This window comes from Cupriavidus basilensis (assembly GCF_008801925.2).
Lineage (GTDB): Bacteria > Pseudomonadota > Gammaproteobacteria > Burkholderiales > Burkholderiaceae > Cupriavidus > Cupriavidus basilensis.
The window spans coordinates 1,917,824-1,943,005 of the sequence record NZ_CP062803.1; the positions used below are offsets into that span (position 1 = coordinate 1,917,824).

At 63.3% G+C, this 25,182-nt stretch carries 13 protein-coding genes, 3 rRNA genes and 2 pseudogenes; 8 read left to right on the forward strand and 10 right to left on the reverse strand.

Features of this window, described 5'->3' with window-relative positions; genetic code table 11:
- Positions 1-46 precede the first annotated feature (46 nt).
- Positions 47-373 (forward strand): annotated as a pseudogene (locus F7R26_RS08695) (CbbBc protein); the annotation flags it as partial.
- 46 nt (positions 374-419) lie between these two features.
- Here the strand turns inward: F7R26_RS08695 and F7R26_RS08700 are convergent.
- Positions 420-1,307, reverse strand: coding sequence for an isocitrate lyase/PEP mutase family protein (locus F7R26_RS08700; protein WP_150985910.1), 888 nt, complete (start codon positions 1,305-1,307; stop codon positions 420-422).
- A 204-nt stretch (positions 1,308-1,511) separates the two neighbouring features.
- On the opposite strand from F7R26_RS08700, the gene prpR reads away from it, so the two are divergent.
- Entirely contained in the window at positions 1,512-3,458 is a 1,947-nt protein-coding gene (gene prpR, locus F7R26_RS08705; protein WP_241754466.1) for a propionate catabolism operon regulatory protein PrpR, read from the forward strand.
- Positions 3,459-3,491: 33 nt separating this feature from the next.
- Here the strand turns inward: prpR and F7R26_RS08710 are convergent, their stop codons facing one another.
- The 6 genes and pseudogenes from F7R26_RS08710 to F7R26_RS08735 all read right to left on the reverse strand — a co-directional run.
- Positions 3,492-4,943, reverse strand: coding sequence for an efflux transporter outer membrane subunit (locus F7R26_RS08710; RefSeq protein WP_241754467.1), 1,452 nt, complete (start codon positions 4,941-4,943; stop codon positions 3,492-3,494).
- Between the two features lie 87 nt (positions 4,944-5,030).
- On the reverse strand, positions 5,031-6,158 hold the full coding sequence (locus tag F7R26_RS08715) for an ABC transporter permease (protein ID WP_150985913.1): 1,128 nt from the start codon (positions 6,156-6,158) through the stop codon (positions 5,031-5,033).
- A gap of 15 nt (positions 6,159-6,173) precedes the next feature.
- On the reverse strand, positions 6,174-8,948 hold the full coding sequence (gene rbbA / locus F7R26_RS08720; protein ID WP_193692139.1) for a ribosome-associated ATPase/putative transporter RbbA: 2,775 nt from the start codon (positions 8,946-8,948) through the stop codon (positions 6,174-6,176).
- Positions 8,949-8,952: 4 nt separating this feature from the next.
- The gene (locus F7R26_RS08725; RefSeq protein WP_150993471.1) at positions 8,953-9,939 is read right to left on the reverse strand and encodes an HlyD family secretion protein; all 987 of its coding nucleotides are present in this window, start codon (positions 9,937-9,939) and stop codon (positions 8,953-8,955) included.
- A 226-nt stretch (positions 9,940-10,165) separates the two neighbouring features.
- Positions 10,166-11,173, reverse strand: a complete 1,008-nt coding sequence (locus F7R26_RS08730) for a zinc-dependent alcohol dehydrogenase family protein (protein WP_150993469.1) — start codon at positions 11,171-11,173, stop codon at positions 10,166-10,168.
- Positions 11,174-11,353: 180 nt separating this feature from the next.
- A pseudogene (locus tag F7R26_RS08735) lies at positions 11,354-11,467 on the reverse strand (SagB/ThcOx family dehydrogenase); the annotation flags it as partial.
- Positions 11,468-11,879: 412 nt separating this feature from the next.
- Between F7R26_RS08735 and F7R26_RS08740 the strand changes: the two are divergent.
- Positions 11,880-12,146: a hypothetical protein gene (locus F7R26_RS08740; protein WP_193692140.1), complete on the forward strand. Its 267-nt coding sequence runs from the start codon at positions 11,880-11,882 to the stop codon at positions 12,144-12,146.
- A 404-nt stretch (positions 12,147-12,550) separates the two neighbouring features.
- On the forward strand, positions 12,551-15,262 hold the full coding sequence (mgtA, locus tag F7R26_RS08745) for a magnesium-translocating P-type ATPase (protein WP_170302037.1): 2,712 nt from the start codon (positions 12,551-12,553) through the stop codon (positions 15,260-15,262).
- Positions 15,263-15,381: 119 nt separating this feature from the next.
- Here mgtA and F7R26_RS08750 read toward each other — a convergent pair whose 3' ends face one another.
- A complete protein-coding gene (locus F7R26_RS08750) occupies positions 15,382-15,771 on the reverse strand; it encodes a nuclear transport factor 2 family protein (protein ID WP_150993467.1) in 390 nt (129 codons plus the stop codon).
- Between the two features lie 684 nt (positions 15,772-16,455).
- Here F7R26_RS08750 and F7R26_RS08755 point away from each other — a divergent pair.
- From F7R26_RS08755 to rrf, 3 genes are all read left to right on the forward strand, one after another.
- Positions 16,456-17,987, forward strand: a 16S ribosomal RNA gene (locus F7R26_RS08755).
- A gap of 366 nt (positions 17,988-18,353) precedes the next feature.
- Positions 18,354-21,326, forward strand: a 23S ribosomal RNA gene (locus F7R26_RS08760).
- A gap of 137 nt (positions 21,327-21,463) precedes the next feature.
- Positions 21,464-21,576 (forward strand): 5S ribosomal RNA (gene rrf, locus F7R26_RS08765).
- Together the 16S, 23S and 5S rRNA genes form the textbook arrangement of a ribosomal RNA operon.
- Positions 21,577-21,647: 71 nt before the next feature.
- Here the strand turns inward: rrf and F7R26_RS08770 are convergent.
- Both F7R26_RS08770 and F7R26_RS08775 read right to left on the reverse strand, forming a co-directional pair.
- Entirely contained in the window at positions 21,648-23,117 is a 1,470-nt protein-coding gene (locus F7R26_RS08770) for a coniferyl aldehyde dehydrogenase (protein WP_150993195.1), read from the reverse strand.
- Positions 23,114-24,022 (reverse strand): sterol desaturase family protein, encoded by a 909-nt coding sequence (locus F7R26_RS08775; protein ID WP_150993193.1) that lies wholly within the window; start codon positions 24,020-24,022, stop codon positions 23,114-23,116. The genes F7R26_RS08770 and F7R26_RS08775 overlap by 4 nt, the downstream gene beginning before the upstream one ends.
- Before the next feature lie 123 nt (positions 24,023-24,145).
- Here F7R26_RS08775 and F7R26_RS08780 point away from each other — a divergent pair, with 123 nt between their 5' ends.
- A complete protein-coding gene (locus F7R26_RS08780; protein ID WP_150993191.1) occupies positions 24,146-25,090 on the forward strand; it encodes a LysR family transcriptional regulator in 945 nt (314 codons plus the stop codon).
- Positions 25,091-25,182 lie beyond the last annotated feature (92 nt).

Below are 25,182 nucleotides of genomic sequence, written 5' to 3' on the forward strand. Positions count from 1 at the left end.
GGCTCGATTGCATGGCGGCACCATGTTCATCCATGGAGTTCGTCAAATGACGAATCGACGCGAAGTGCCGGGCATCAGGGAATACGACGGCCCTGCTGGCGGCTGGGGGCGCTGCGAGCGGCGGCCCAGGCCATCAGGCTGCAGAGGGAAACCATCTAGGCCCCGATCACGCTGCTTCGCACGAATCAGCCGGACGGCTTCGATTGCCCGGGATGCGCCTGGCCCGACGTTCTTCGCGAGCAATACCGTGTCATCGCTGCTGCAGCGGTCGGATTTCGAGCTGGAGGACATGGGCCGGCTGACGCATCCGCTCGCGTACGACCGTGCCACGGATACATTGCGGGCTGTCGAATGGGACGAGGCGTTCGGCCGGCAATTGAATTGACGACGGAGGCACCGGGCATCGCCTGGCGCCGATGCTATTCCTCGCCCGCCTTGTATTGCTGCTCGAGGCGGTCGAACCGCACCTTGTTTACCAGTCGCTGGCGTTCGCTGAACGATGCGACCAGCGACGGATCCTCGTCCAGCCGCCCGCTGTCGCGCAGCACGGTCAATGCCTGCTGCATGCCGTGGACCGCGCCTTGCAGCGCCGCGTTCGCGTACAGCACGATGCCGTAGCCCAGTTTGCCGAGTTCGTCGCGCGGCAGGGTCGGCGTTTTGCCGCCGATCACGACATTGATCAGTTGGGGCGTATCGAACAGCGCGGGCAGGCGCTGGATATCGGCGAGCGACTCTGTCGCCTCGATAAAGAGCACATCCGCGCCGGCCTCGACGAAACGATGCCCGCGCTCGATCGCGGCTTCGATGCCGTGCCCGGCGCAGGCGTCGGTGCGGCCCACGATCAGCAGGTTGCTGTCTTCCCGCGCATCAACGGCCGCGTGGAGCTTGCCGATCATCTCGCTGGTCGAAATGACCGCCTTTCCGGCAAAGTGGCCGCATTTCTTTGGCAGCACCTGATCCTCGATCTGGATGGCGTCGGCACCTGCGCGCTCAAGCGTGCGCACCGCGTGGCGCACGTTCAGCGCATTGCCGAAGCCCGTGTCCGCGTCGACGATCAGCGGCAGGTCAACGGCATCGCGCACGCGGGCCGTATGCTCGGCAATATCCTGCAGCCCGATAAAGGCCATATCGGGCAGCCCTAACGACATATTGGTCACGCCAGCCCCCGTCAGGTACAGCGCCTCGAAGCCGGCGTCCTCGATGATGCGGGCACTTAGCGCGTTGAACGCGCCGGGCACCAGCAGGCCCCTGCGCTCGTCGACCTTGCGGCGGAATGCCGCGCGGCGGCTGGCTGAATGAGATGACATGGCACTTACCTCTGGACTCTGAAAGAAGGAGACACCCTTTCAGCACAATCCATGCCAACGGCTGGCATTTTCATATCTCACGATAAATCAATAACTTACGCGCGTTCTCCGACGCGTGATTCGTGCGAGAATGTTTCTTCTTTTTTTGAGGCGTTTCGCGAAACGTTTCGTGGAACATTGCACGCCAGCTGGAGGAGACCTTTCGTGCCGACGCTCTCTCAATTCACTCCCGTTGCGCGGCACGACGCGCATCGGCCCGGCATTGCCCTGGTCAGTATCAGCCGCCTGCAAGCGTTGTGCGAAACCGTGGCGCCGCGCTACAGCGACCGGGCGAAGATACTTGCGGTACGGGAAGGGTATGGCGCCGCGGTCGCCGCGCTGCAGGCATACGTCGACGCGGGCACCGTGGATGTCGTGCTTGCGGCGGGATCGAACGGCGCCTATCTGCGCGATCACCTGAGCGTGCCCGTGGTGATGGTCAAGGTAAACGGCTTTGACGTGCTCAGCGGGATCGCGCAAGCCGCTTCGGCCTGGCCGGGAGAGCGGGTCGGGCTCGTCCTGCATGAGACGGTTTCGCATGAGCTTGACGATCTGCGGGCCTGGTTGAAGGTGGATCTGCTCCAACGCGCCTATCGCTCGATCGACGAGGTACGGACCGTGGTCGCATCGCTTGCCGCGGAGGGTTGCACGGTCATCATCGGACCCGGCATGGCGTGCGACTTCGCACAGCAGGCCGGCCTTGATAGCGTGTTCTTGTACTCCCTTGGGGCGGTCGAAGAAGCCTTCGAGCGCTCGATCGAGCTGGCCAGGGTCAGCCGGCACAAGGAGTCAAAGCGCGTGCGCTTGAACACCATCGTGGCGCACCTGCGCGATGGCGTGGCGGCGTTCGACGACGCCGGGCAGCTCGAAGCCGTCAATCCTGCCATGGTCGGCCTGCTCGGGCTGGCTGGCGACAAGGATATCCCGCGTCAGCTGACGGCTGCGGTGGGGCCCTTCCTGCGCGAATCCATCAGCACCGAAGGCCCGCTGGAAGAAAGGATCGCGCGCATCGGCGGGCGGGCGCTGATCGTGACCTGCCTGCCCATCGTCGAGCATGGCCTGCGTACCGGCTCGGTGGTGACGGTGCAGGACGCGCAGGCCGCGCAGCGGATCGACCGGTCATTGCGGACCACCCAGCGCCCGACGCAGCTGGTCGCACGGCACAGCCTGGACGACCTGACCGGCAGCTCCGCCGCGCTGGACAGGGTGCGGCGCCTCGCGCGTGCCGGCGCGGCGCATGATGCGACCATACTGCTGACGGGCGAGAGCGGGACAGGCAAGGAGCTGGTCGCCCAGGGCATTCACAATGCGAGCGCCCGCCGCGGCAACCCCTTCGTCGCCTTCAATTGCGCGGCCTTGCCGGAGGGCCTGATAGAGAGTGAACTGTTCGGGCATGAGGACGGCGCGTTCACGGGCGCGCGGCGCGGAGGCAGGCCTGGATTGTTCGAGACCGCCCACACCGGGACGATTTTCCTCGATGAGATCGGCGAGATGCCGGCGGCCCTGCAAAGCCGGCTGTTGCGCGTATTGCAGGAACGCGAGGTCATGAAGCTAGGCTCGGGGCGCGCCACGCCGATCGATGTGCGCGTCATCGCGGCGACGCACCGGGACCTGCACGCCCTGGTGGCAAAGGGCCTGTTTCGCGCAGACCTTTACTTCCGGCTGAACCTGCTGCAGATCGCGCTGCCGGCATTGCGCGACCGGCGCGGCGACATACCGGAACTGGCGCGCCACCTGGTCAAGCGCAGCATCGCGCAATATGGCTTGCCGCACGAAGTCATGGCGCGTGCGCTGGAACTGCTGGTACCCCTGTTCAACGGATACGCATGGCCGGGCAACGTGCGCGAACTGGAAAATCTGCTGACCCGCGCGGCCATTTACCTTGGCGATCCCCAGGCCGGATCCATGCAGGAGATTCGCGCTGTGTTTCCCGAGTTCGAGCGAATGCGCCCGGAGCTGCCGGCGCCTGGTAGCGATGCACCGCGGCCTGCGCTGACCCGCGCCGACGTACTGCTTGCGCTCGAACAGGCCGGCGGCAACCGCGCCGAGGCCAGCAGGCAACTGGGGATCGGGCGCACCACGTTGTGGCGGATGCTGAAGACGGGAGCGTAGGCCGATTCCGCGCCGGGCGCGCATGCATCGAGCTCAATGCCGGGCTGGCTCCGGATCGCCCGGCCATTCTCCGCCGAGCGCCCGATACAGCTGCACGGCCGCCAGCGCCTGCGCCGTTTGCGTCTGGATCAGTTCGTCCTCCCGCTGCAGCGCGCCGACGCGCGCGGACAGCACATCCTGCAGCGTGCGCTGTCCGCCTTCGTAGAGGCGCGTGGCGTTCTGGCTGTTGCGCTGCGCGGTGGCGACCACGTCGGCCAGCCGGGCGCCGCGCTGGTCCAGGCTGCTGCGCTGGCTGTAGGCGTTGTCCACTTCCTCCAGCGTGCGCAGTACCGTCTGGTTGTATTCCGCCTGCGCGGCCTGCAGGCGGGCGTCGCCGGCATCGATGCCGGCCTGGATGCGGCCTGCGGTGAAGATCGGCAACTGCACGCCGACGCCCACCAGCCCGCCGGTGCCGCTCAGCGCCGGCAGCCCGTCCACGTGCAGGCGCCCGTCCTGGCCGAGGAACGTCAGGTAAAACCGGGGAAACTGTTCTGCCTTGGCGCTGCCGAGCCTGGCAGCCTGCGCGCGTACCAGCGCGGCCATGGCGCGCACATCCGGGCGCCGCTCGATCACGTCCGACGGCACCTGCCCGGCGGGCGGGGACGGCACGAAGAACGCGGGCGGCGGCGAAAGCGCCGCCGCGGCCTGCGGCACCTGGCCGGCAAGCACTGCAAGGCGGCGTTCCCGCATCGAGATCTGGCTCGTCAGCACCGGGCGCTGCGCCTGCAATGCGCCAAGCTGTTCGCTCACGCGCTCGACATCGTAGGACTGCGCCTGTCCGGCCGCGTAGCGCGCGCGGGTATAGCTCAGCAACTGGCCGACGATTTCCGTGCTCCGATCCAGTTGCTGCATGCGGCGCTGCAGGCCGCGCGCCGCCAGGTAGTTCTCGGCCACGTCGGCAGCGATCACCAGGCGCGTGCCGCGCAGGCGCTCCTCGGCGCTCAGCGCAACGGCGGCCGCGGCTTGGGCGTCGCTGCGGCGGGCGCCGAAGACGTCGACCTCCCAGGCCACGGTCAGTCCGGCAAGATGTCCGTCCAGGCCGGGCGAGGTATCCGGCAGGCCCGGGGGGCTGCGCAAGTCGGCCACGCCGCGCGCCGCGCGCGCCTGCGCCGACAGCGTCGGGTAGAGCGCCGATTCCGCAACCTGCCCGATCGCGCGTGCCTCCGCCACACGCGCCTGGGCCACGCGCAGATCGAGATTGGCCGCCAGCGCCTTGGTCACGCGCTGCGTCAGTTCCGGGTCGTTCCAGTTCTGCCACCACTGCGCCAGGTCCTGCGCCCCGGCCGGCGTGCCCTCGGCGGGGGCTTCGCTGAACGCGGCCGGCGCCGCGATGCTGTCTGGCACGGTGACATCGACCGTGGCGCAGCCGGCCAGGCCGGCTGCGGCGATGCTTGCGATGCCTGCAATGAGGCCGGCGAGGATGCCGCGTCGTGGATAAGTACTCAAGGCGGAAATCCGTTGTGTGGGCGGGCTGGGGGAAAGGCGGGCGTGGTAAGGGTGGTAAGCGTGGTATGTGTGTCCAGGCATGGCGGTCTATCCTTGCTGTGCCAGCATGGAGCGGAACCGTGTCAGCGCCAGGGCCAGGAAGATCCCGCCCGCGGCGGTGACGCCGAGCAACTGCGGCCACACCACATCCACGCCCGCGCCGCGGAACAGGATGGCCTGCGTGAGCGTGACGAACTGGGTGGTCGGCAGGAACTGCACCGCGTGCTGCATGGCCTGCGGCATGCTCTGCACCGGCGTGGCGGCGCCGGACAGCAGGTAGGCAACGGCATAGGTCGGCACCGCCAGCAGGCCGAACTGCGGCATCGCCGGCGCGATGGTCGCCAGCCACATGCCGAGCGCCGTCACAGAGAACAGGTAGAGCGCGGTGCTCAGCGCAAAGAGCCCCATCGAACCTGTCAGTGGCACATCCAGCCACAGATGCACCACCAGCCACAGCGACAGCAGGGACGCCAGGAAGATCACTGCGCCATTGGCCAGGATCTTCGCCACCGCGATCTCGCTGGCGCGCACCGGCATCACCAGCAAGTGCTCGATGGTGCCGTGCTCGCGCTCGCGGATCACCGCCGCGCCCACCAAAATGATGGCCAGCACCGTGATATTCACCACGATCTGCATGGTCGACGTGAACCAGTGCGACTCCGTATTGGGATTGAACAGCACCGTGCTCTGCGCACGCACGGGCAGTTGCGCCTCGATGCCCCGCGCGTGCAGGAATTCAAGCGCCTCACGCGTGAAGATCTGCTGCAGGTAGCTGGCCCCCAGGCCAGCCTGGGTCATCGCGGTGGCATCGACCAGCACCTGCACCGCCGGCGTTCTTCCCGCCAGCACGTCGGCTTCGAAGCGCGGCGGGATCTCGATGGCAAAGATATAGCGTCCCCGGTCCAGCTGCGCATCGACGGCGTGCCGGTCCACATCCACCGGCGTCTTGAAATACGGCGGCCGGATCGCATCGCGCAAGCGGCGCGAGAGCTCGGAGTGGTCGGCATCCACGATGGCCACCGATGCGTTCGACACCTCGGCCTTGATGCCCTTGGCGACCGAATGCACGGCCAGCGTGAAGGCAAAGACGATCAGCGCCATCAGCGTCGCATCGCTGAACAGGCTGCGCAGCTCCTTGCCGCACAGCCTGGCCACGTTCTTGCACCATGGATTCATCGCGGCATCTCCCGGCTACGCTTCCTGCTTGCGCAGAAGCAGACGCGCGCCCGCCAGGTACAGCAGCGCGAAACCCAGCAAGGCCAGGTACATGGTGCCGAAGCTGCCCACGCCAAGCCCCTTGGTAAAACTGCCAAGGCTGACCAGCTGGAACCACGACGACGGAAAACCCAGGCCGATCCAGTAGCTGCTGCCCGTCAGCGTCGACACCGGATACAGCAGGCCGGAGAAGTTGACCGACGGAATCAGGCACAGGATCGCGGTGCCGAAGATGGCCGCCACCTGCGAGCGCACGAAGGTTGACATCAGCAGCCCGAGCGCGGTGGCCGCCAGCACGAACAGCGCGGCGCCGATCGACAAGGCGAGGAAGGATCCCTTGAGCGGCACCTGCAGCAGCACGATGGCCAGCGCCACCAGGGTCAGGTAGCTGATCATCGCCAGCCCCACGTAGGGCAGTTGCTTGCCGATCAGGTACTCGCCCACGCTGGCCGGGGAGGCATAGAGATTGGTGATCGACCCCATCTCCTTTTCCCGCACCACGCCGAGCGCGGTCAGCATGGTCGGGATCAGGATCAGCGCCAGCATGATGATGCCGGGCGTGATCGCGTAGATGCTGCGGAACTCCTGGTTGTAGATAAAGCGCGTCTCGATCGACACCGGCAGCGCGGCCGGGCGCTCCGGCTGCGCGCGCATCTGCGCATTGGCGTAGGCCAGCAGCACGCCGGTCACATAGGCGCGCGTGGTGGCGCCCGGGAACGGGCTGGACCCGTCGACGCGGAATGCGAGCTCCGGCTGGCGCCCGGCCAGCAGGTCGCGCTCAAAGCCGGGCGGCAGCTCGACGATCAGCATATCGGCCGCGGCGCGCAGGCGCCGGTCCGCGTCCGCCTCGCTGTGCACGCCATCGGTCTGCACAAAGTAGCGCGAGCCGGAGAACTGCTCCACCAGCTCGCGGCTGGCACGGCTCTGGTCGCGGTCCAGCACGGCGAAGCGCACGTTCTCCACATCGAAGGACACGCTCCACGCCGCGGCGCACAGCAGCACGATCGGGCCGAGGATGGCGAATGCCAGCCGCAGCCGGTCGCGTGCCAGCTCCATGGCCTCGCGCCTGGCGAACGCCCAGGTCCGCGCCAGCCGCGAGCCGCCGGCATGCGCGGCTGGCCGGCCGACCGGCGCGGGAGGCTGCGCGGGCGCTGCCTTCGCCGCAGCCGCAGCGGCGGCGACCGCGGCGGTTGCGCCGTTTTCCGGTTTTTCCGCCTGCTCCAGGTAGCTGACGAACGCATCCTCCAGCGTCCGCGCGCCGCAGCTTCCCCGCAGCGCGTCCGGGCTGCCCACCGCCAGCACGCGGCCGCGGTGCATGAAGGAGATGCGGTCGCAGCGCGCCGCCTCGTTCATGAAGTGCGTGGAAACGAAGATCGTCACGCGCTGCTGGCGCGACAGCTGGACCAGATGGCGCCAGAACATGTCGCGCGCGCCGGGGTCCACGCCGGAGGTGGGCTCGTCGAGGATCAGCACTTCCGGATGGTGCAGGCAGGCCGCAGCCAGCTGCAGGCGCTGGCGGATGCCGAGCGACAGGGCGGCGGGCCGCGCATCGGCATGCTGGTCCAGCTCGAAATCAAGCAGGGCCTGCCCGACCGCCTTTTGCGCGCGTTCGCCCTCCATCCGGTAGAGCCTGGCATGCAGGTCCAGGTTCTGCCGTACTGTCAGTTCCTCGTACAGCGAGAACGCCTGCGACATATAGCCCACCCGCATGCGGGTACGCATATCGCCGGCGTCGATGGTCTGGCCGAGCAGGCGCGCGGTGCCGCTGGTGGCATCCAGCAGGCCGGTCAGCATCTTCATGGTGGTGGTCTTGCCGCAGCCATTGGAGCCGAGAAAGCCGAAGATCTCGCTGCGCTCGATGCGAAAGCTCACATTGTCCACGGCGGTAAAGGCACCGAAGCGCCGCGTCAGCCCCTCGGCCTCGATGGCGGGCTCGTCGCCATCCGGCGGGCGGGGCGGGATCACCAGTCCCGTGGCATCGCCGCGCCGGGCCGGTGGCAGCAGCGAGATATAGGCCTGCTCCAGGTCGCCGGTGCCCGCGCGCGCCAGCACATCGGCGGTACGGTCGCACACCAGCACCTTGCCCGCGTCCATGGCCACCAGATGCTCGAAGCGCTGCGCCTCCTCGATATACGCGGTGGCAACGATCACCGTCATATTGCGGTGCTCGGCGCGCAGATCCTCCACCAGGGTCCAGAACTGGCGCCGCGACAGCGGGTCCACCCCCGTGGTGGGCTCGTCGAGAATCAGCAGGTCCGGGTTGTGGACCAGCGCGCAGCACAGGCCAAGCTTTTGCTTCATGCCGCCCGAGAGCTTGCCTGCCGGACGGTCCGGGAAAGGCGCCAGGCCGGTGGCCGCGAGCAGGCGCTCGATGCGCTGGCGCCGCTCCTCGCCGCCCAGGCCGAACAGCCGGGCAAAGAAGTCCACGTTCTCATAGACCGACAGGGTCGGGTACAGGTTGCGTCCCAGCCCCTGCGGCATGAACGCCACGCGCGGCAACAGCGCCTCGCGCGCTTGCCGGTCGCGCAAGTCCGCACCCAGTACGGCGGCATGGCCCTGCTGGATACGCTTGACGCCGGCAATCACGCCGAGCAGCGTCGATTTACCGACGCCATCGGGGCCGATCAGGCCGATGGTGGCATTGCCGGGCAGCGTGAGCGACACATTGTCCAGCGCCACGCTGGCGCCGTAGCGATGCGACAAGCCATCGATCCGGATGGCCGCGGCACCGTCGGGGTGCGGACTCGGCATGGCGTCAGGCCGGCTGCCGGGGCAGCGTCAGCGCGGCAGGCCAGGGCTGCCTGGCATCCAGGCGCACAAAGCCATCGCCCGTCATGCCGGCTTTCAGCTTGGCCGCGTAACGCTGGGCAACCTCGGGCGCCAGCTGCAGCTTGACGCGATACATCAGCTTGGCCCGCTCGGCGTCGGTCTCGACATACTTGGGGGTGAACTGTGCCTCGCTGGCCACAAAGCTGACGCGGGCCGGGATCGGTTCATCCTTCATCGCGTCCAGCACGATGCGCGCCTCGTCGCCGATGGCCAGCTTGCCGGCAGCACCCGCGGGCAGGAACACCGTGAAATACATATCGGCCAGGTTCAGCAGCGACACCACGCGGCCGCCCGCCGGCAGCACCGTGCCGACCTCGATCACGCGATATTCCACACGCCCGGCCACCGGGGCACGGATGGTTGCCTCATCCAGCAGGATCTTCAGCCGGGCAATCTGGGCATCGGCCTCCGCGATCGCCGCGTTAGCCTCGCCAAGCGCGGCGCGCGCGCCGCTCACGCCCGCGCTCTCGCCATCCAGGCCAAGCTGCCGGCGATCGCGCTCCACCGAAGAAATCTGGCGGTCCTGGTAGAGCTTGACCGCCTCGGTCAACTCCAGCCGCGCCAGCCGCTGGCGGCTCGCGCGGCCCCCGATCTCCGCCTGCGCGCGCGACGCCGCCTGCACGGCACGCTCGCGGGCTGCGGTGGCAAGGCTGAGCTGAGCCAGTAATTCGGCGTCATCCTGGCGGGCCACCACGGCGCCCGCAGCCAGGGCATCGCCCTCGCGAACCGGCAGATCGATGACGCGGCCCGGATACTTCACCGCCACGTCGAGGCGGCCGATCTCCATGCGCCCGTTGCTGTGGACCACATAAGCCGGCCACGGGTCGCGCTGGCTGCCAAGCAACCACACGGCGGCTCCAATGGCGCCAGCAACGAACAATACCGCTATACCCCAGCCTGGTTTGAGTTTCATCGGCTACCTGTGCGCCTTGCGCGCTGAATGATGGAATGCCGCCGGGCGCTCCAGAGGGTTCAGGGTGTCGGGCAAAGGGGGGAGGGGAGGCGACAAAGACAGACCTTGATCCGCGGGGCGACGGCTTAGGGTCCAATGCTATCCGGCGGGGTGGGCCGTGGACTTGATCTAGCGCAAGTTGGTGCCGAAGGGGGCACTTTTTGGAGGGGGAGTTCTAATCAGGCGATTAGGCGATGCGCAGTACCGCCGCGCCGGCCAGGCGGCCCGCGCGCAGGTCGGCCAGCGCGGCATTGGCCTGCTCCAGCGGATAGGCCGTGGTGGTGGTGCGCAGCGGCGTGGCCCGGGCAATCCGCAACAGTTCCAGCCCGTCGTTGCGTGTGAGGTTGGCCACCGACACGATCGACCGCTCCTCCCAGAGCAGGCGATAGGGGAAGGCCGGAATATCACTCATGTGGATGCCTCCGCAAACCACGGTGCCGCCCTTGGCGACGGCTTGCAGCGCCATCGGCACCAGCGCACCTACCGGCGCGAAGATCAGCGCGGCATCGAGCGGCTGCGGGGCGGGCTGGTCGCTTGGACCGGTCCAGCACGCCCCGGTGTCACGGGCGAGCTGGCAGGCGGCGGTGTCGCCGGGGCGTGTGAAGGCAAAGATCTCGCGCTGCTGGGCGACGGCGATCTGCGTCACCAGGTGGGCCGCGGCGCCAAATCCGTAGATGCCGATGGAGCGGACCATGTGGGCGTCCCCCGCCATGCGCAGCGTGCGGTATCCAATCAGGCCCGCGCACAGCAAGGGCGCCGCATGCTCGTCGTCGTATTGCTCCGGGATGGGGAAGCAAAAGCGGCTGTCGGCCACCACGTACTCGGCGTAGCCGCCGTCGCGCGTATAGCCGGTGAACTGCGGCGTATCGCACAGGTTTTCGCGCTGCGCCGCGCAATAGCCACAGTGCCCGCAGGTCTGCCCGAGCCACGGCACGCCGACCCGGTCGCCCGGCGCAAGGTCTGTCACGCCAGCGCCACAGGACTCGACCCTGCCGACGACCTCGTGTCCGGGAATGAGCGCCGCCTTCGGGTGCGCGAGTTCGCCGTCGACAATGTGCAGGTCGGTGCGGCAGACGCCGCAGGTGCTCACCGCGATACGCACTTCGCCCGGGCCCGGGATTGGCACGGGGACGCGCGCCAGGCGCAGGGCCGGCCCGGTGCCGTCGAAAATCATGGCGCGCATCGTCTCGTGCATGGTGACATCCTCGGCGAACGTCCCCAACGACGTCCAGCATTCATGCTAGGTGATGGCGGGCGCCGTCGCTTGATTCGCGTCAATGGCTTGCGCCAGGCGGGCACCTGATAACAATAGCCGCTTCCAGGCGTTCTTAGACCGGATGCCGGCGCTCAAGCTGCAAAGCGAAGCCGGCCGGCCCAGCGGCGCGAGGCCGACAAAGTCCTGATATCCGGTCAGGTTGCGCATGTCACTCGCACGTTTGCGGATAAGGCGGTGATGGGCGGTGTCGTAGCCATACAGGCCTTGGGGCAGCCGCCGGGACATATCGGGTTTGGGAAAGTCAAAGTGCTTGCCAGCCCCGCAGCTTGCGGGGCGCTCAGCGTGACCCGGGTCAGTACTTCCATGGTGTCGGCGGTGCCGGCGGGAGAGGTGATGGCGCGCGAGGAGGTCTTGGGCAGCAACAAGCCCGCCGCCGCGCAGATGACAACCACGACACGTGGTCGCGCGCCAATTGGTGCGCCATACTGAACGGTGGCACCCGCCGGGCGCTGATCGCTGAGGTGGATGGAGGGAAACATGCCCTGGCGCGCGGACGACTATCCGGCTTCGATGAAACACCTGGCCCCTGGCATACGGGAGAAGGCCATCGATGCCGCCAACGCTCCGTCGAGCCTGCCCCCGGTACTTTGCAGGGCATGCAACACACATGAAAGGAGTGAATGTTATGACGACCACGCGAAAACCCGGGGAAATGCTCGCCACTGCTGCCGAGATCCGCGAGGTGATTGGTCCCTTCGATCAGGAAGTGATTGTGCGGATTCTGGACGTCGGCCCCACGCTCGATGACGTGCGGACGGCCTACGCATGGTTGCGATCCGACGAGCATCTGATGCGAAATCTCGCACACAATCTCGGCGGCAAGGCCGCTGCGGTGTTCGATATTCTCGACGATGAATTTCCGGACTTTGACTCGGGAGGCATTTCTCGATGACGCAACCTAGGCTGCGGCCGCTGCGCAGCAGCATCCACCCCGGACTTGATACCGATCAACGGCCGCGCGGCAGCGCCGCCTATAGTGCCTTGGTTCCCCCCAGAGCATCGCCGCAGGCACGCTGGTGCTGCACAACGAGCGGGAACGCGAACGAACGTACTGGCAGCGTGCGGACACCGCTGCACGCGTGAATGGCGGGCGGGGCTTCGCTATTGCCCAATGCCCGATGTCTCTGCCAGACCCCGCTGGGACCGGACGGTGTGGTCCAGTGCCGCATACGGAAAAGAGAGCAAGAACGTGGGTCCCGGTATCCTCAAACTCGCCTGCAAGCTGCTGGTCAATGACCGGGCCATGTTCACCGGCCTGCTTGCCAGGGCTGCGCAAGCACAGGCAAGGCTGCTTTCATGATTGGCAGGGCGATCCAGTACCTGGGCGGGATGGTGGGCCGGCTATGGCACCGGCCGGTCGCATCGGGGCAAGGCGCGGCAGGTACTGTGCCGACTGGCAGGCAGAAGCCAGCTTCGTCTGGCGGCATACCGGACGCGTTGCTACGGGCCGCCGGCATGCCGCGAGCGAGCCTGCTCCAGCAACTTGATACCGGCCCGGAGGGGCTGACAGGCGCCGAGGCCGCCCTGCGCCTGCAAAACCTCGGCCCCAACCTGGTGGAGCATGAGCGTCCGCGCCCGGCCGTGCTCGACCTGCTGCGCCGTTTGCTCAATCCGCTCAATGTGATGCTGCTGACCCTGGCGGCGGTATCCTCAGCCATCCAAGACTACGACGCGGCCGCGGTGATCGCCCTGATGGTGATGCTCAGCGTTGGCCTGGCCACCGTGCAGGAGCGCCGCTCCGGACGTGCTGCCGCGGCGTTGCGCGCTATGGTGCATACCACCGCTGCCACGCAGCGCCGGCCGCAGCCGGGGGCATTACCCATCACCAGCGAACTGCCAATCGGCGCACTGGTGCCGGGCGACATCGTTCATCTGGCGGCGGGTGACCTCGTTCCCGCGGATGCCCGGCTGCTGGCTTCGAAGGATCTGTTCGTTAACCAGTCGGCGCTGACCGGCGAATCGTTGCCCGTGGAGAAGTTCGCGCTGGAGAGCGCCAGCGGCGACGAGCCCGGCACGCTGGAGAACATCGTGCTGATGGGCACGGCGGTGGTCAGTGGAAGCGCGACCGTGGTGGTGGTGCTGACCGGGCCGCGTGCCGTGTTTGGCAGCATCGCCCGCTCGTTGTCCGAGGAAACCTCCGGCACCGTGTTCGAGCAAGGCCTGCAGCGTTTCGCGCGCCTGATGCTCGGCCTGATCGCGATCCTTGCGCCACTGGTGTTCCTGATCAACGGGCTCACCAAGGGCGATTGGCTGGAGGCGCTGCTGTTCGCGGTGGCGGTCGCCGTAGGGCTGACGCCCGAGATGCTGCCGATGCTGGTGACGGTGAACCTGGCAAAAGGCGCGCTTGCCATGTCGCGCCGCAAGGTGATCGTGAAACACCTCAGCGCCATCCAGAACCTGGGCGCCATGGATGTACTGTGCACCGACAAGACAGGCACCTTGACGCAGGACCGCATCATCCTGAAGAAGCATGTGGACCTGGCGGGCCAGGAGACCGCGCGCGTGCTGGAATTCGCCTACCTGAACAGCTACCACCAGTCCGGCTTGCACAACCTGCTGGACAAGGCGGTGCTTCAGCATGACGAGGTGGGCGAAGCGCTGCGGCTGGAGGGCGGCTACCGCAAAATCGACGAAGTGCCGTTCGATTTCGAGCGGCGTCGCATGTCGGTTGTGGTGGACGGTCCACATGGCAGGCTCCTGGTCTGCAAGGGAGCGGTGGAGGAAGTCTATGCCGCATGTGCCAGCGCCGAACTTGGCGGGCGGGCGATGGCGCTCGACGACTCGCACCGCCATTCGCTGATGTCAGTGTGCACTGCACTCAACGAAGATGGCTTCAGGGTGATCGCGATCGCCTATAAGCCCTTGCCGCCGGCGCCGGATACACAGCCGTACTCGGTGGCGGACGAGTCCGCCCTGATCCTGCTTGGCTATATCGCGTTCATCGACCCGCCCAAGGATAGCGCGGCACCGGCGCTGGCCGCGCTGCGCGACAGCGGCATCGAAGTCAAGGTATTGACCGGCGACAGCCCGGTGATCGCGCGCAAGATATGCCGGGAAGTTGGCCTTGACGTGGGCCGGGCCGTACTCGGCGCGGAACTCGACGGGCTCACGCCGCAAGCGCTGGGGGAGCTTGCCGAGCGCACGCAGCTTTTCGCCAAGCTGGCACCGGCGCACAAGGCTGCCATTGTCAAGGCCCTGCGGGCGCGCGGACGGGTGGTGGGGGTGCTCGGCGATGGCATCAACGACGGGCCCGCGCTGAAGGCGGCTGACGTGAGTATCTCGGTGGACAGCGGTGCGGATATCGCCAAGGAGTCCGCCAGCATCATCCTGCTGGAAAAGAGTCTGCTGGTCCTGCACGACGGCGTGATCGAAGGCCGCAAGGTTTTTGCCAACCTGCTCAAGTACCTGCGCATGGGCGCGAGTTCCAACTTCGGCAATATGTTCAGCGTACTCGGCGCGAGTGCCTGGCTGCCGTTCCTGCCGATGGCGCCGATCCAGGTGCTGACCAATAACCTGCTCTACGACTTTTCGCAGACCGCGCTGCCCACCGACAACGTGGACGACGATGCCGTCAGCCGCCCGCGCCGATGGGAGATTGGCAAGCTCGGCCGCTATATCCTGTGCATCGGCCCGATCAGCTCGGTGTTCGACTACATCACCTTTGCGACGCTCTACTGGATACTGGGCGCTAGCACGCCCGCGCAGCAGCACCTGTTCCAGACCGGCTGGTTCCTGGAGTCGCTGCTGTCGCAGACCCTGATCGTTCATGTGATTCGCACACGATACATCCCCTTTGTGCAAAGCCGAGGCAGCACCGCGCTGATTGCCACCACATTGGCGATCTGCCTGATCGGCATCTGGCTGCCTTACTCGCCGCTCGCAACGCCGCTGGGCCTGCTGCCTGCGCCGGGCATGCTCTGGCTTTTCCTGCCGCCGATCATCCTTGGCTATTGCTGCCTGACCTATACGCTACGCGGATGGCTGATCCGGCGGTTTTCGATCGATTGAGGCGCTATTGTGGGATCCGCGCCCCAACATCTGACATGGCACAAGGACTGGCTTTGCCAACGGCGGGTAAAGCCAGCGGAGCGCCGCGTGAAGGCTGATGGCGGATGGCAGATGGCCGATTATCTTTTCGGCGGCGCTGCGCTGAACGTCTTGTTAGCGATCTTCCAGACGCCGTCGATTTCCAGAAGCGTCATATAGTCCGTGAAGGTCACTTCCGGATACTCGAGCACGACCTTGGCAGTGCCAGCGTTGCCGGTGACGTCGAAATGCGTGATGTAGCGCTTGCGTTGGGCTTCGTCTGCCGCGGGCTGGCCCTGGAAGCGCGCGGAAAACTCATCGAGGGTCAAGGCATGCAACTTTCCCTCGCGAAACGAGATGATCCTGGCATCCGGGTGGAACGCCTTGCGCATGTATTCAGCATCGCCGGTGATGTGAGCTTGCAGGTAGTTCTCGATCGGTTCAAGAGCGGCGACGTGTTGTGATGTCATGCCGGGGGTGCTGAAAGTCATGTTGTCTCCAGATCAATGAATCCGCCTGGCCGTGGCCTGGTGGCGGGCGTCAAACCATGTTATTGCATTCTATTATTGCATACAATATGTTCAGCCCGGAGATCGGCGCCGTTCAGCTCTGGCCGGAGCCCGCCGGGCAGGCGGCGGGTGCCCCGCAAGTGCTCTGCGATGACCTTCATCTCGCGGCGATAAAGTCCGCGGCAAAAAATCTTAGAAAAAACTTGCCAGCGTTGCGCGAACGACCTAGTATTCGCTCCCCCTGCGACACGAGGCTCGGCTTCCGGGCAGGGCGGTGGAGTTCGCGGAGCGGCGCCAGTGGGAAAGGTGAGTAATACGCGTAGCGAATCCAGCCTGAGCAAGAAAAGATTAAAAAAGTATTGATGAAACGCAGATAATTCTTTATAGTCTCGTTTCTCTGCTGCAGCAAACGCAGCGACGCGGTAAGCAAAGCGAACCGCGACCAGTTCTTTAACAAACAAACAACCGATAAGTGTGGGCGCTTGATAGCGGATGCGGAAGACTTCGGTCTTTTAGCTTACAAGTTATAAAGTGCTCGCACAGTAAAACATGTTGGTTATGTCCGGGGTGCAAATCGCGGATGTAGCCAGTCAGTTTTCTGAGAGTGAGCGACCGCTCGAAAGAGCGAGGTTTCAGCAGGTAACTGCGCGGAACCACACAGGTATTAAACTGAAGAGTTTGATCCTGGCTCAGATTGAACGCTGGCGGCATGCCTTACACATGCAAGTCGAACGGCAGCACGGGAGCAATCCTGGTGGCGAGTGGCGAACGGGTGAGTAATACATCGGAACGTGCCCTGTCGTGGGGGATAACTAGTCGAAAGATTAGCTAATACCGCATACGACCTGAGGGTGAAAGCGGGGGACCGTAAGGCCTCGCGCGATAGGAGCGGCCGATGTCTGATTAGCTAGTTGGTGGGGTAAAGGCCCACCAAGGCGACGATCAGTAGCTGGTCTGAGAGGACGATCAGCCACACTGGGACTGAGACACGGCCCAGACTCCTACGGGAGGCAGCAGTGGGGAATTTTGGACAATGGGGGCAACCCTGATCCAGCAATGCCGCGTGTGTGAAGAAGGCCTTCGGGTTGTAAAGCACTTTTGTCCGGAAAGAAATCCCTTGCTCTAATACAGCGGGGGGATGACGGTACCGGAAGAATAAGCACCGGCTAACTACGTGCCAGCAGCCGCGGTAATACGTAGGGTGCGAGCGTTAATCGGAATTACTGGGCGTAAAGCGTGCGCAGGCGGTTTTGTAAGACAGGCGTGAAATCCCCGAGCTCAACTTGGGAATGGCGCTTGTGACTGCAAGGCTAGAGTATGTCAGAGGGGGGTAGAATTCCACGTGTAGCAGTGAAATGCGTAGAGATGTGGAGGAATACCGATGGCGAAGGCAGCCCCCTGGGACGTCACTGACGCTCATGCACGAAAGCGTGGGGAGCAAACAGGATTAGATACCCTGGTAGTCCACGCCCTAAACGATGTCAACTAGTTGTTGGGGATTCATTTCTTCAGTAACGTAGCTAACGCGTGAAGTTGACCGCCTGGGGAGTACGGTCGCAAGATTAAAACTCAAAGGAATTGACGGGGACCCGCACAAGCGGTGGATGATGTGGATTAATTCGATGCAACGCGAAAAACCTTACCTACCCTTGACATGCCACTAACGAAGCAGAGATGCATCAGGTGCCCGAAAGGGAAAGTGGACACAGGTGCTGCATGGCTGTCGTCAGCTCGTGTCGTGAGATGTTGGGTTAAGTCCCGCAACGAGCGCAACCCTTGTCTTTAGTTGCTACGCAAGAGCACTCTAGAGAGACTGCCGGTGACAAACCGGAGGAAGGTGGGGATGACGTCAAGTCCTCATGGCCCTTATGGGTAGGGCTTCACACGTCATACAATGGTGCGTACAGAGGGTTGCCAACCCGCGAGGGGGAGCTAATCCCAGAAAACGCATCGTAGTCCGGATCGTAGTCTGCAACTCGACTACGTGAAGCTGGAATCGCTAGTAATCGCGGATCAGCATGCCGCGGTGAATACGTTCCCGGGTCTTGTACACACCGCCCGTCACACCATGGGAGTGGGTTTTGCCAGAAGTAGTTAGCCTAACCGCAAGGAGGGCGATTACCACGGCAGGGTTCATGACTGGGGTGAAGTCGTAACAAGGTAGCCGTATCGGAAGGTGCGGCTGGATCACCTCCTTTCAGAGCGTGCATCTCAAGTCGAGCGTTCACACTTATCGGTTTGTTAGTTGTTAGAGCCAGGATGCGCAGTGCGTGTCTTGCGTAGCATGGTCAAATGCAAGCGCTTAGCATTGAGCGCTTGCATTTGGCTTTGCCAAGACGACCGGAGACCCAGTCTCAGTCGGCTGTTCTTTAAAAATATGGGATGTAGTAAAGGTGTCGTGAGCGTTGATGAGACGCTGCAGTAAAACACGATACCGGGTTGTGATTGTATCAACCAAAATGTATTTAAGTGATCGAAAGATGACTTGGAATACGGCACAAATGCGAGAACTCATCCTGTAGCGAGCACGGCTTGAACGCAAGTTTGAGACACACTCGTTATAGGGTCAAGCGAACAAGTGCATGTGGTGGATGCCTTGGCGATCACAGGCGATGAAGGACGCGGTAGCCTGCGAAAAGCTTCGGGGAGCTGGCAAACAAGCTTTGATCCGGAGATGTCCGAATGGGGAAACCCGGCCCGAATGGGTCATCCCTGACTGAATACATAGGTCAGGGAAGCGAACGCGGCGAACTGAAACATCTAAGTAGCTGCAGGAACAGAAATCAACCGAGATTCCCAGAGTAGTGGCGAACGAAATGGGAAGAGCCTTGTACTCTTTAGCAGCATTGTTAGCAGAACGGGATGGAAAGCCCGGCCATAGCAGGTGATAGCCCTGTATGCGAAAACAGCGTTGTGGAACTAGGTGTACGACAAGTAGGGCGGGACACGTGAAATCCTGTCTGAAGATGGGGGGACCATCCTCCAAGGCTAAATACTCGTGATCGACCGATAGTGAACCAGTACCGTGAGGGAAAGGCGAAAAGAACCCCGGGAGGGGAGTGAAATAGATCCTGAAACCGCATGCATACAAACAGTCGGAGCCTGGAAACGGGTGACGGCGTACCTTTTGTATAATGGGTCAGCGACTTACATTCAGTGGCAAGCTTAACCGATTAGGGAAGGCGTAGCGAAAGCGAGTCCGAATAGGGCGTTCAGTCGCTGGGTGTAGACCCGAAACCAGACGATCTATCCATGGCCAGGTTGAAGGTGCGGTAACACGTACTGGAGGACCGAACCCACTAACGTTGAAAAGTTAGGGGATGAGCTGTGGATAGGGGTGAAAGGCTAAACAAGTCTGGAAATAGCTGGTTCTCTCCGAAAACTATTTAGGTAGTGCCTCGTGTCTCACCTTCGGGGGTAGAGCACTGTCATGGTTGGGGGGTCTATTGCTGATTACCCCGCCATAGCAAACTCCGAATACCGAAGAGTGCAATCACGGGAGACAGACATCGGGTGCTAACGTCCGGTGTCAAGAGGGAAACAACCCAGACCGCCAGCTAAGGTCCCTAAGATTGGCTAAGTGGGAAACGAAGTGGGAAGGCTAAAACAGTCAGGAGGTTGGCTTAGAAGCAGCCATCCTTTAAAGAAAGCGTAATAGCTCACTGATCGAGTCGTCCTGCGCGGAAGATGTAACGGGGCTAAGCCAGTCACCGAAGCTGCGGATGCGTGCATTCCTTTAAGTGCACCTTGCTTGTCGATGCGCAGCATCGACAAAGCGCCCAACAGAGATCGTTGGGAGGCAAGTGAAGTGGATTTAAAGGAGTGCACGCATGGTAGGAGAGCGTTCTGTAAGCCTGTGAAGGTGTCTTGTAAAGGATGCTGGAGGTATCAGAAGTGCGAATGCTGACATGAGTAGCGATAAAGGGGGTGAAAAGCCCCCTCGCCGTAAGCCCAAGGTTTCCTACGCAACGTTCATCGGCGTAGGGTGAGTCGGCCCCTAAGGCGAGGCAGAGATGCGTAGCTGATGGGAAGCAGGTTAATATTCCTGCACCGTCGTATGATGCGATGGGGGGACGGATCGCGGAAGGTTGTCCGGGTGTTGGAAGTCCCGGTCCCTGCATTGGAGAAGGCGCTTAGGCAAATCCGGGCGCGGAATTCAAAGGATGTGGGGCGAGCGGCCTAGTGCTGCGAAGCAATTGGAAGTGGTTCCAAGAAAAGCCTCTAAGCTTCAGTCATACGAGACCGTACCGCAAACCGACACAGGTGGGCGAGATGAGTATTCTAAGGCGCTTGAGAGAACTCGGGAGAAGGAACTCGGCAAATTGGTACCGTAACTTCGGGATAAGGTACGCCCTTGTAGCTTGACTGGCCTGCGCCAGGAGGGTGAAGGGGTTGCAATAAAATGGTGGCTGCGACTGTTTAATAAAAACACAGCACTCTGCAAACACGAAAGTGGACGTATAGGGTGTGACGCCTGCCCGGTGCCGGAAGATTAAATGATGGGGTGCAAGCTCTTGATTGAAGTCCCGGTAAACGGCGGCCGTAACTATAACGGTCCTAAGGTAGCGAAATTCCTTGTCGGGTAAGTTCCGACCTGCACGAATGGCGTAACGATGGCCACACTGTCTCCTCCCGAGACTCAGCGAAGTTGAAGTGTTTGTGATGATGCAATCTCCCGCGGCTAGACGGAAAGACCCCATGAACCTTTACTGTAGCTTTGCATTGGACTTTGAACCGATCTGTGTAGGATAGGTGGGAGGCTTTGAAGCGTGGACGCTAGTCTGCGTGGAGCCGTCCTTGAAATACCACCCTGGTTTGTTTGAGGTTCTAACCTTGGCCCGTGAATCCGGGTCGGGGACAGTGCATGGTAGGCAGTTTGACTGGGGCGGTCTCCTCCCAAAGTGTAACGGAGGAGTTCGAAGGTACGCTTGGTACGGTCGGACATCGTACCTAAAGTGCAATGGCAAAAGCGTGCTTAACTGCGAGACCGACAAGTCGAGCAGGTGCGAAAGCAGGACATAGTGATCCGGTGGTTCTGAATGGAAGGGCCATCGCTCAACGGATAAAAGGTACTCTGGGGATAACAGGCTGATACCGCCCAAGAGTTCATATCGACGGCGGTGTTTGGCACCTCGATGTCGGCTCATCTCATCCTGGGGCTGTAGCCGGTCCCAAGGGTATGGCTGTTCGCCATTTAAAGAGGTACGTGAGCTGGGTTTAAAACGTCGTGAGACAGTTTGGTCCCTATCTGCCGTGGGCGTTGGAATCTTGACGGGGGCTGCTCCTAGTACGAGAGGACCGGAGTGGACGTACCGCTGGTGTACCTGTTGTCTCGCCAGAGGCATCGCAGGGTAGCTATGTACGGAAGAGATAACCGCTGAAAGCATCTAAGCGGGAAACTCGCCTGAAGATGAGGATTCCCTGGAGCCTTGAGCTCCTTGAAGGGTCGTTCGAGACCAGGACGTTGATAGGCTGGGTGTGGAAGCGCAGTAATGCGTTAAGCTAACCAGTACTAATTGCCCGTAAGGCTTGATCCTATAACCAGTGTGTTTCTACCTGGTGTGAGTGTCGCGTGCCGCTGCCGCAGCAAACGAGCAGCTTGGCCGATACGCACAACCCCTACTACATCCCTATTCGCTGCGTTGAGCACATCTCAACGCGGCCACCGTTTATGCCTGGTGACCATAGCGAGTTGGAACCACCCCTTCCCATCCCGAACAGGACCGTGAAACGACTCCACGCCGATGATAGTGCGGATACCCGTGTGAAAGTAGGTAATCGCCAGGCTCTCCCTTGAAACCCCCCAGTACGAAAGTACTGGGGGGTTTTGCTTTTACGGCGGCGGATTTAGAAGGGCTTCAGAACGGCTTCTTTACCGCCACATCGCCCTGGCCGACAAACAGCTTCATCGTCAGGCGCTGCGCCAGATTGCCGTAGGGCGGATAGAACAGCCCGATGGGAAAGAACCGGTGCCGCTTGAACACGGTGCGTGCATGCGAAAGTTCGCGAAACCCCTCTTCGCCGTGATAGTTGCCCATGCCTGAGTTACCCACGCCGCCAAAGGGTGCGTCATGGTTGACCACGTGCCAGGCCCAGTCATTGATGGTGACGCCGCCAGAATGCGTGCGTGCAAGCAGCTTCTTGCGCTCGGCCGCATCGTGGCTGAAGCAGTACAGGGCGAGCGGACGCGAGCGTTGCTGCACCATGGCAATGGCCTGCTCGTGCGAGTCGTACGGCAGCACTGGCAGGATGGGGCCAAAGATCTCCTCGCGCATCAGCAGCATGTCGGGTGTGCAGTTTGTCACGACGTGCAATGGCAAGCGACGGCCGGGACCGACTTTGCCGCAGGCCACCACTGTCGCGCCCTTGGCGCGCGCGTCGTCCAGCATGGCCTGGATGCGCGCCGCGTGGCGATCGGTGGCCAGCGCCGTGTAATCGGGGTTGTGCCCGGTCCGCTCGCCGAACAGCTCGCCGAAACCCGCGATCACCGCCTTGACGAATTCGTCCACGCGTTCGCGCGGCACCAGCGCGTAATCGGGCGCCACGCAAACCTGTCCACAGTTGATGCCCTTGCCGTGCGCGATGCGCCGGGCGGCCTCGCCAACGGGATAGTCGCGCAACACGATGGCAGGCGACTTGCCGCCAAGCTCGAGCGTGACCGGCGTGAGATTGCGCGCCGCCTGGCCCATGACGACACGGCCTACCGCCGGCGAGCCGGTGAAAACGAGATGGTTGAAGGGCAGGTCGCTAAAGACGCCAGGGTTTTGCAGCTCGCCGCCGATCAATGCAACGTGATCTTCGGCGAAGATCTCACCAAGCATGGCCTTGAGCGTGGCGTTGGTGGCTGGCGTTGTCTCCGGCATCTTGATCATGACGCGGTTGCCAGCGGCCAGTGCGGCCACTAGCGGGCCCAGCGAGAGATAGACCGGGAAATTCCAGGTCGCGATGACACCGACGACGCCCTTGGGCTGGTAGGTGACGCGCAGGCTGTTGCTGGCGAACAGCAGTTCGGGCCGGCGACGGCTCGCCCGCATCCAGCGGCGCACATGCGCGATGGCATGGCGGATTTCCAGCGTGGTCGGCAGCACTTCCAGCATCTTGGTCTCGGCCAGGGAGCGCCCGCCGAAATCCTGGGAAATCGCTTCGGCAAGCACGTCCTGGTAACGCAGCAGTTGATGCTTGAGAGCGCGCAAATGTCCACGCCGCTGCCCGGCATCGGGCAAGGTGTGACGCAGGAAGGCTTGCTGTTGCGCGGCGAACATGGTCTGCACGCGGGCGCTCAGGATGTCTGGCTCGGCCAGTTCTTCTGTCAGAGCGCGGACATTCATGTGGACCTCTGCGGTTTATCGATCTGCGGTGCTGCATCGGAATGGGTGTCGGTTTCCGCATAGGCCCGCCCGCCAAAGCGCAGCGCGGAGTGTGCCCGGCGCGACTGGAACAGCGGGTAGTACATCTGGGTGAACCAGCGCTCCTGCCCGAACAGCACGTCGTCCTGCAAGCCAATCTTGGCGGGATACTTGCGCGTGATGTGCGCCGAGCCAAACAGGATGTCCCAGAAGAACAGCAGATTGCCGAAATTGCCCTTGTAGTGGCCGATGCCGTCTTCGTTGGTCATTGCGTGGTGCGCCCAGTGGGTGGCGGGCGTGGAGATCGTGCGTTCCAGTACCCACATCAGCGGACGCAGTGCACGGATCCGGTACAAGGGCTCGTCCCACCGCCATGCGCTGTGCGCGCCAAGGATCACGGTCAGCTTGACGACCAGGTACGCGCCGTAGACTTTAGCGAAGCCCAGATACAGCAGCACGCCCGCAATCCACAAGCCCGGCATCATCAGGTAATAGAAAAAATTGTTCCGGTACGTGATGCGGATGCTCATGTACTGCGCGGTGTGGTGCGCGCGATGCAAAGGCCATAATAATGGCGAATGCGACACGCGATGCCACCAGTATTGCGTCATGTCGTCGCAAATCAGCAGGATCGCGGCCATTGCCCACCATGGCAGGTGCGCCCACGCGCCTTGCTGCTCTGGCATCAGCCAGGCGCAGAGCTTGCCGGCCCCCAGCAAGGCCAGGGGCTGGGTGATCGCGAGCAGGCTCACGAACATCGCTAGTTCCAGCTTGGTATCGTCCAGGGTGGCGTTGACGCTGTTCTTGTAGCGCCGCGTGATCCACTCCATGCAGGCAAAACCAAGCATGGCGATCACGATCAAGGTGTTCTGAAGGTGCGGACTCATTTGGGGGTTGTCTCCGATCTCGCTTTTTGGCCTCAAAGGCTCTGGCTGACTGTAGGCTTGCCCTGCCAATGCGTCCAATGCATACTATGCAACGTTCCAATGCGTACGGAGCAACGCATCATGATGGACCTTCGCCGCCTGAGCCACGTTCTGGCGCTTGCCGATGTTCTGCATTTCGCGCGGGCGGCCGAGCGGGTGCACCTCAGCCAGCCTGCATTCAGCCGCAGCATCCAGGCCATCGAGGCGGACCTTGGTATCCGCCTGTTTGATCGTGACGTCGGCGACGTGCGGCCGACCCCGGCCGGCGAGTTCGTGATCGGACGGGCCCGCAGGCTGCTTTTCGATGCGCGGTGCCTGCAGCGCGATGTCGATCTTTTCCGAGACAGCCAACTGGGCGACACCGCCTTTGGCGCCGGGCCATTCCCGGCAGCGACCCTGATGCCGCGGGCGTTGTCCGAATTGCGGCGCCTCTACCCCAAAGTGGCCTTGCGCGTGGAAGAGAGCAACTGGCAGCAGTTGCTGGAACGCCTGCGCGCCGAAGACATCGAATTTTTCGTCGCGGACGTGCGCGACCTGCCGCAAGACCCTGCACTGGAAATCCGTCCACTGGGGACGCAACCCGGTTTCTTCTACGTACGCACCGCGCACCCGCTTGCCGGGCGTCAATGCACGGTGGCCGACGCCTGGCAGTACGGCGTCGCGGCGACCAAGTTGCCAAGCGTCCTGAGTACCGAGCTGGCCAGGGTGCTTGGCTTGCCGGCAGGCGAGCAAACCGTGCTTGCGCTCGAGTGCGATGACATTGCCATCCTGCGGGCCGTGGCGCTGTCCACCGACACGGTTCTCGCCGCCACGCAGACATCGGTGCAAGCCGATCTCGATGCCGGCGCGCTGCTGCCGCTGCGCATCGAGGGGCTGCCGTCGCTGTTCTCCGAGATGGGCGTTGTCAGCCTGCGCAACCGGACGCCGTCACCGATGGCGCAAAATGCCATCGCGTGCATCGCGCGGGTCGCTGGCGAGGTGAACGCCAGGCAGGGTGCGATCGCAATTCAGACGGCAGGGCAAGGGTAAGAAGGCCGCATAATGCGGCATTGCTTGCGCTTATCGACTATCTGTACTCCATGCCCATTCGCCGAAAATCCTCGACGCCAGCCAGCGCGTCC

Bases quoted from the DNA above. Each gene is read 5' to 3' on its own strand.
- F7R26_RS08775 (WP_150993193.1), bottom strand. From the start codon at position 24,022: ATGAGTCCGCACCTTCAGAACACCTTGATCGTGATCGCCATGCTTGGT.
- mgtA (WP_170302037.1), top strand. From the start codon at position 12,551: ATGATTGGCAGGGCGATCCAGTACCTGGGCGGGATGGTGGGCCGGCTA.
- rbbA (WP_193692139.1), bottom strand. From the start codon at position 8,948: ATGCCGAGTCCGCACCCCGACGGTGCCGCGGCCATCCGGATCGATGGC.
- F7R26_RS08700 (WP_150985910.1), bottom strand. From the start codon at position 1,307: ATGTCATCTCATTCAGCCAGCCGCCGCGCGGCATTCCGCCGCAAGGTC.
- F7R26_RS08780 (WP_150993191.1), top strand. From the start codon at position 24,146: ATGGACCTTCGCCGCCTGAGCCACGTTCTGGCGCTTGCCGATGTTCTG.
- F7R26_RS08770 (WP_150993195.1), bottom strand. From the start codon at position 23,117: ATGAATGTCCGCGCTCTGACAGAAGAACTGGCCGAGCCAGACATCCTG.
- F7R26_RS08730 (WP_150993469.1), bottom strand. From the start codon at position 11,173: ATGCACGAGACGATGCGCGCCATGATTTTCGACGGCACCGGGCCGGCC.
- F7R26_RS08725 (WP_150993471.1), bottom strand. From the start codon at position 9,939: ATGAAACTCAAACCAGGCTGGGGTATAGCGGTATTGTTCGTTGCTGGC.
- F7R26_RS08740 (WP_193692140.1), top strand. From the start codon at position 11,880: ATGACGACCACGCGAAAACCCGGGGAAATGCTCGCCACTGCTGCCGAG.
- F7R26_RS08750 (WP_150993467.1), bottom strand. From the start codon at position 15,771: ATGACTTTCAGCACCCCCGGCATGACATCACAACACGTCGCCGCTCTT.
- F7R26_RS08715 (WP_150985913.1), bottom strand. From the start codon at position 6,158: ATGAATCCATGGTGCAAGAACGTGGCCAGGCTGTGCGGCAAGGAGCTG.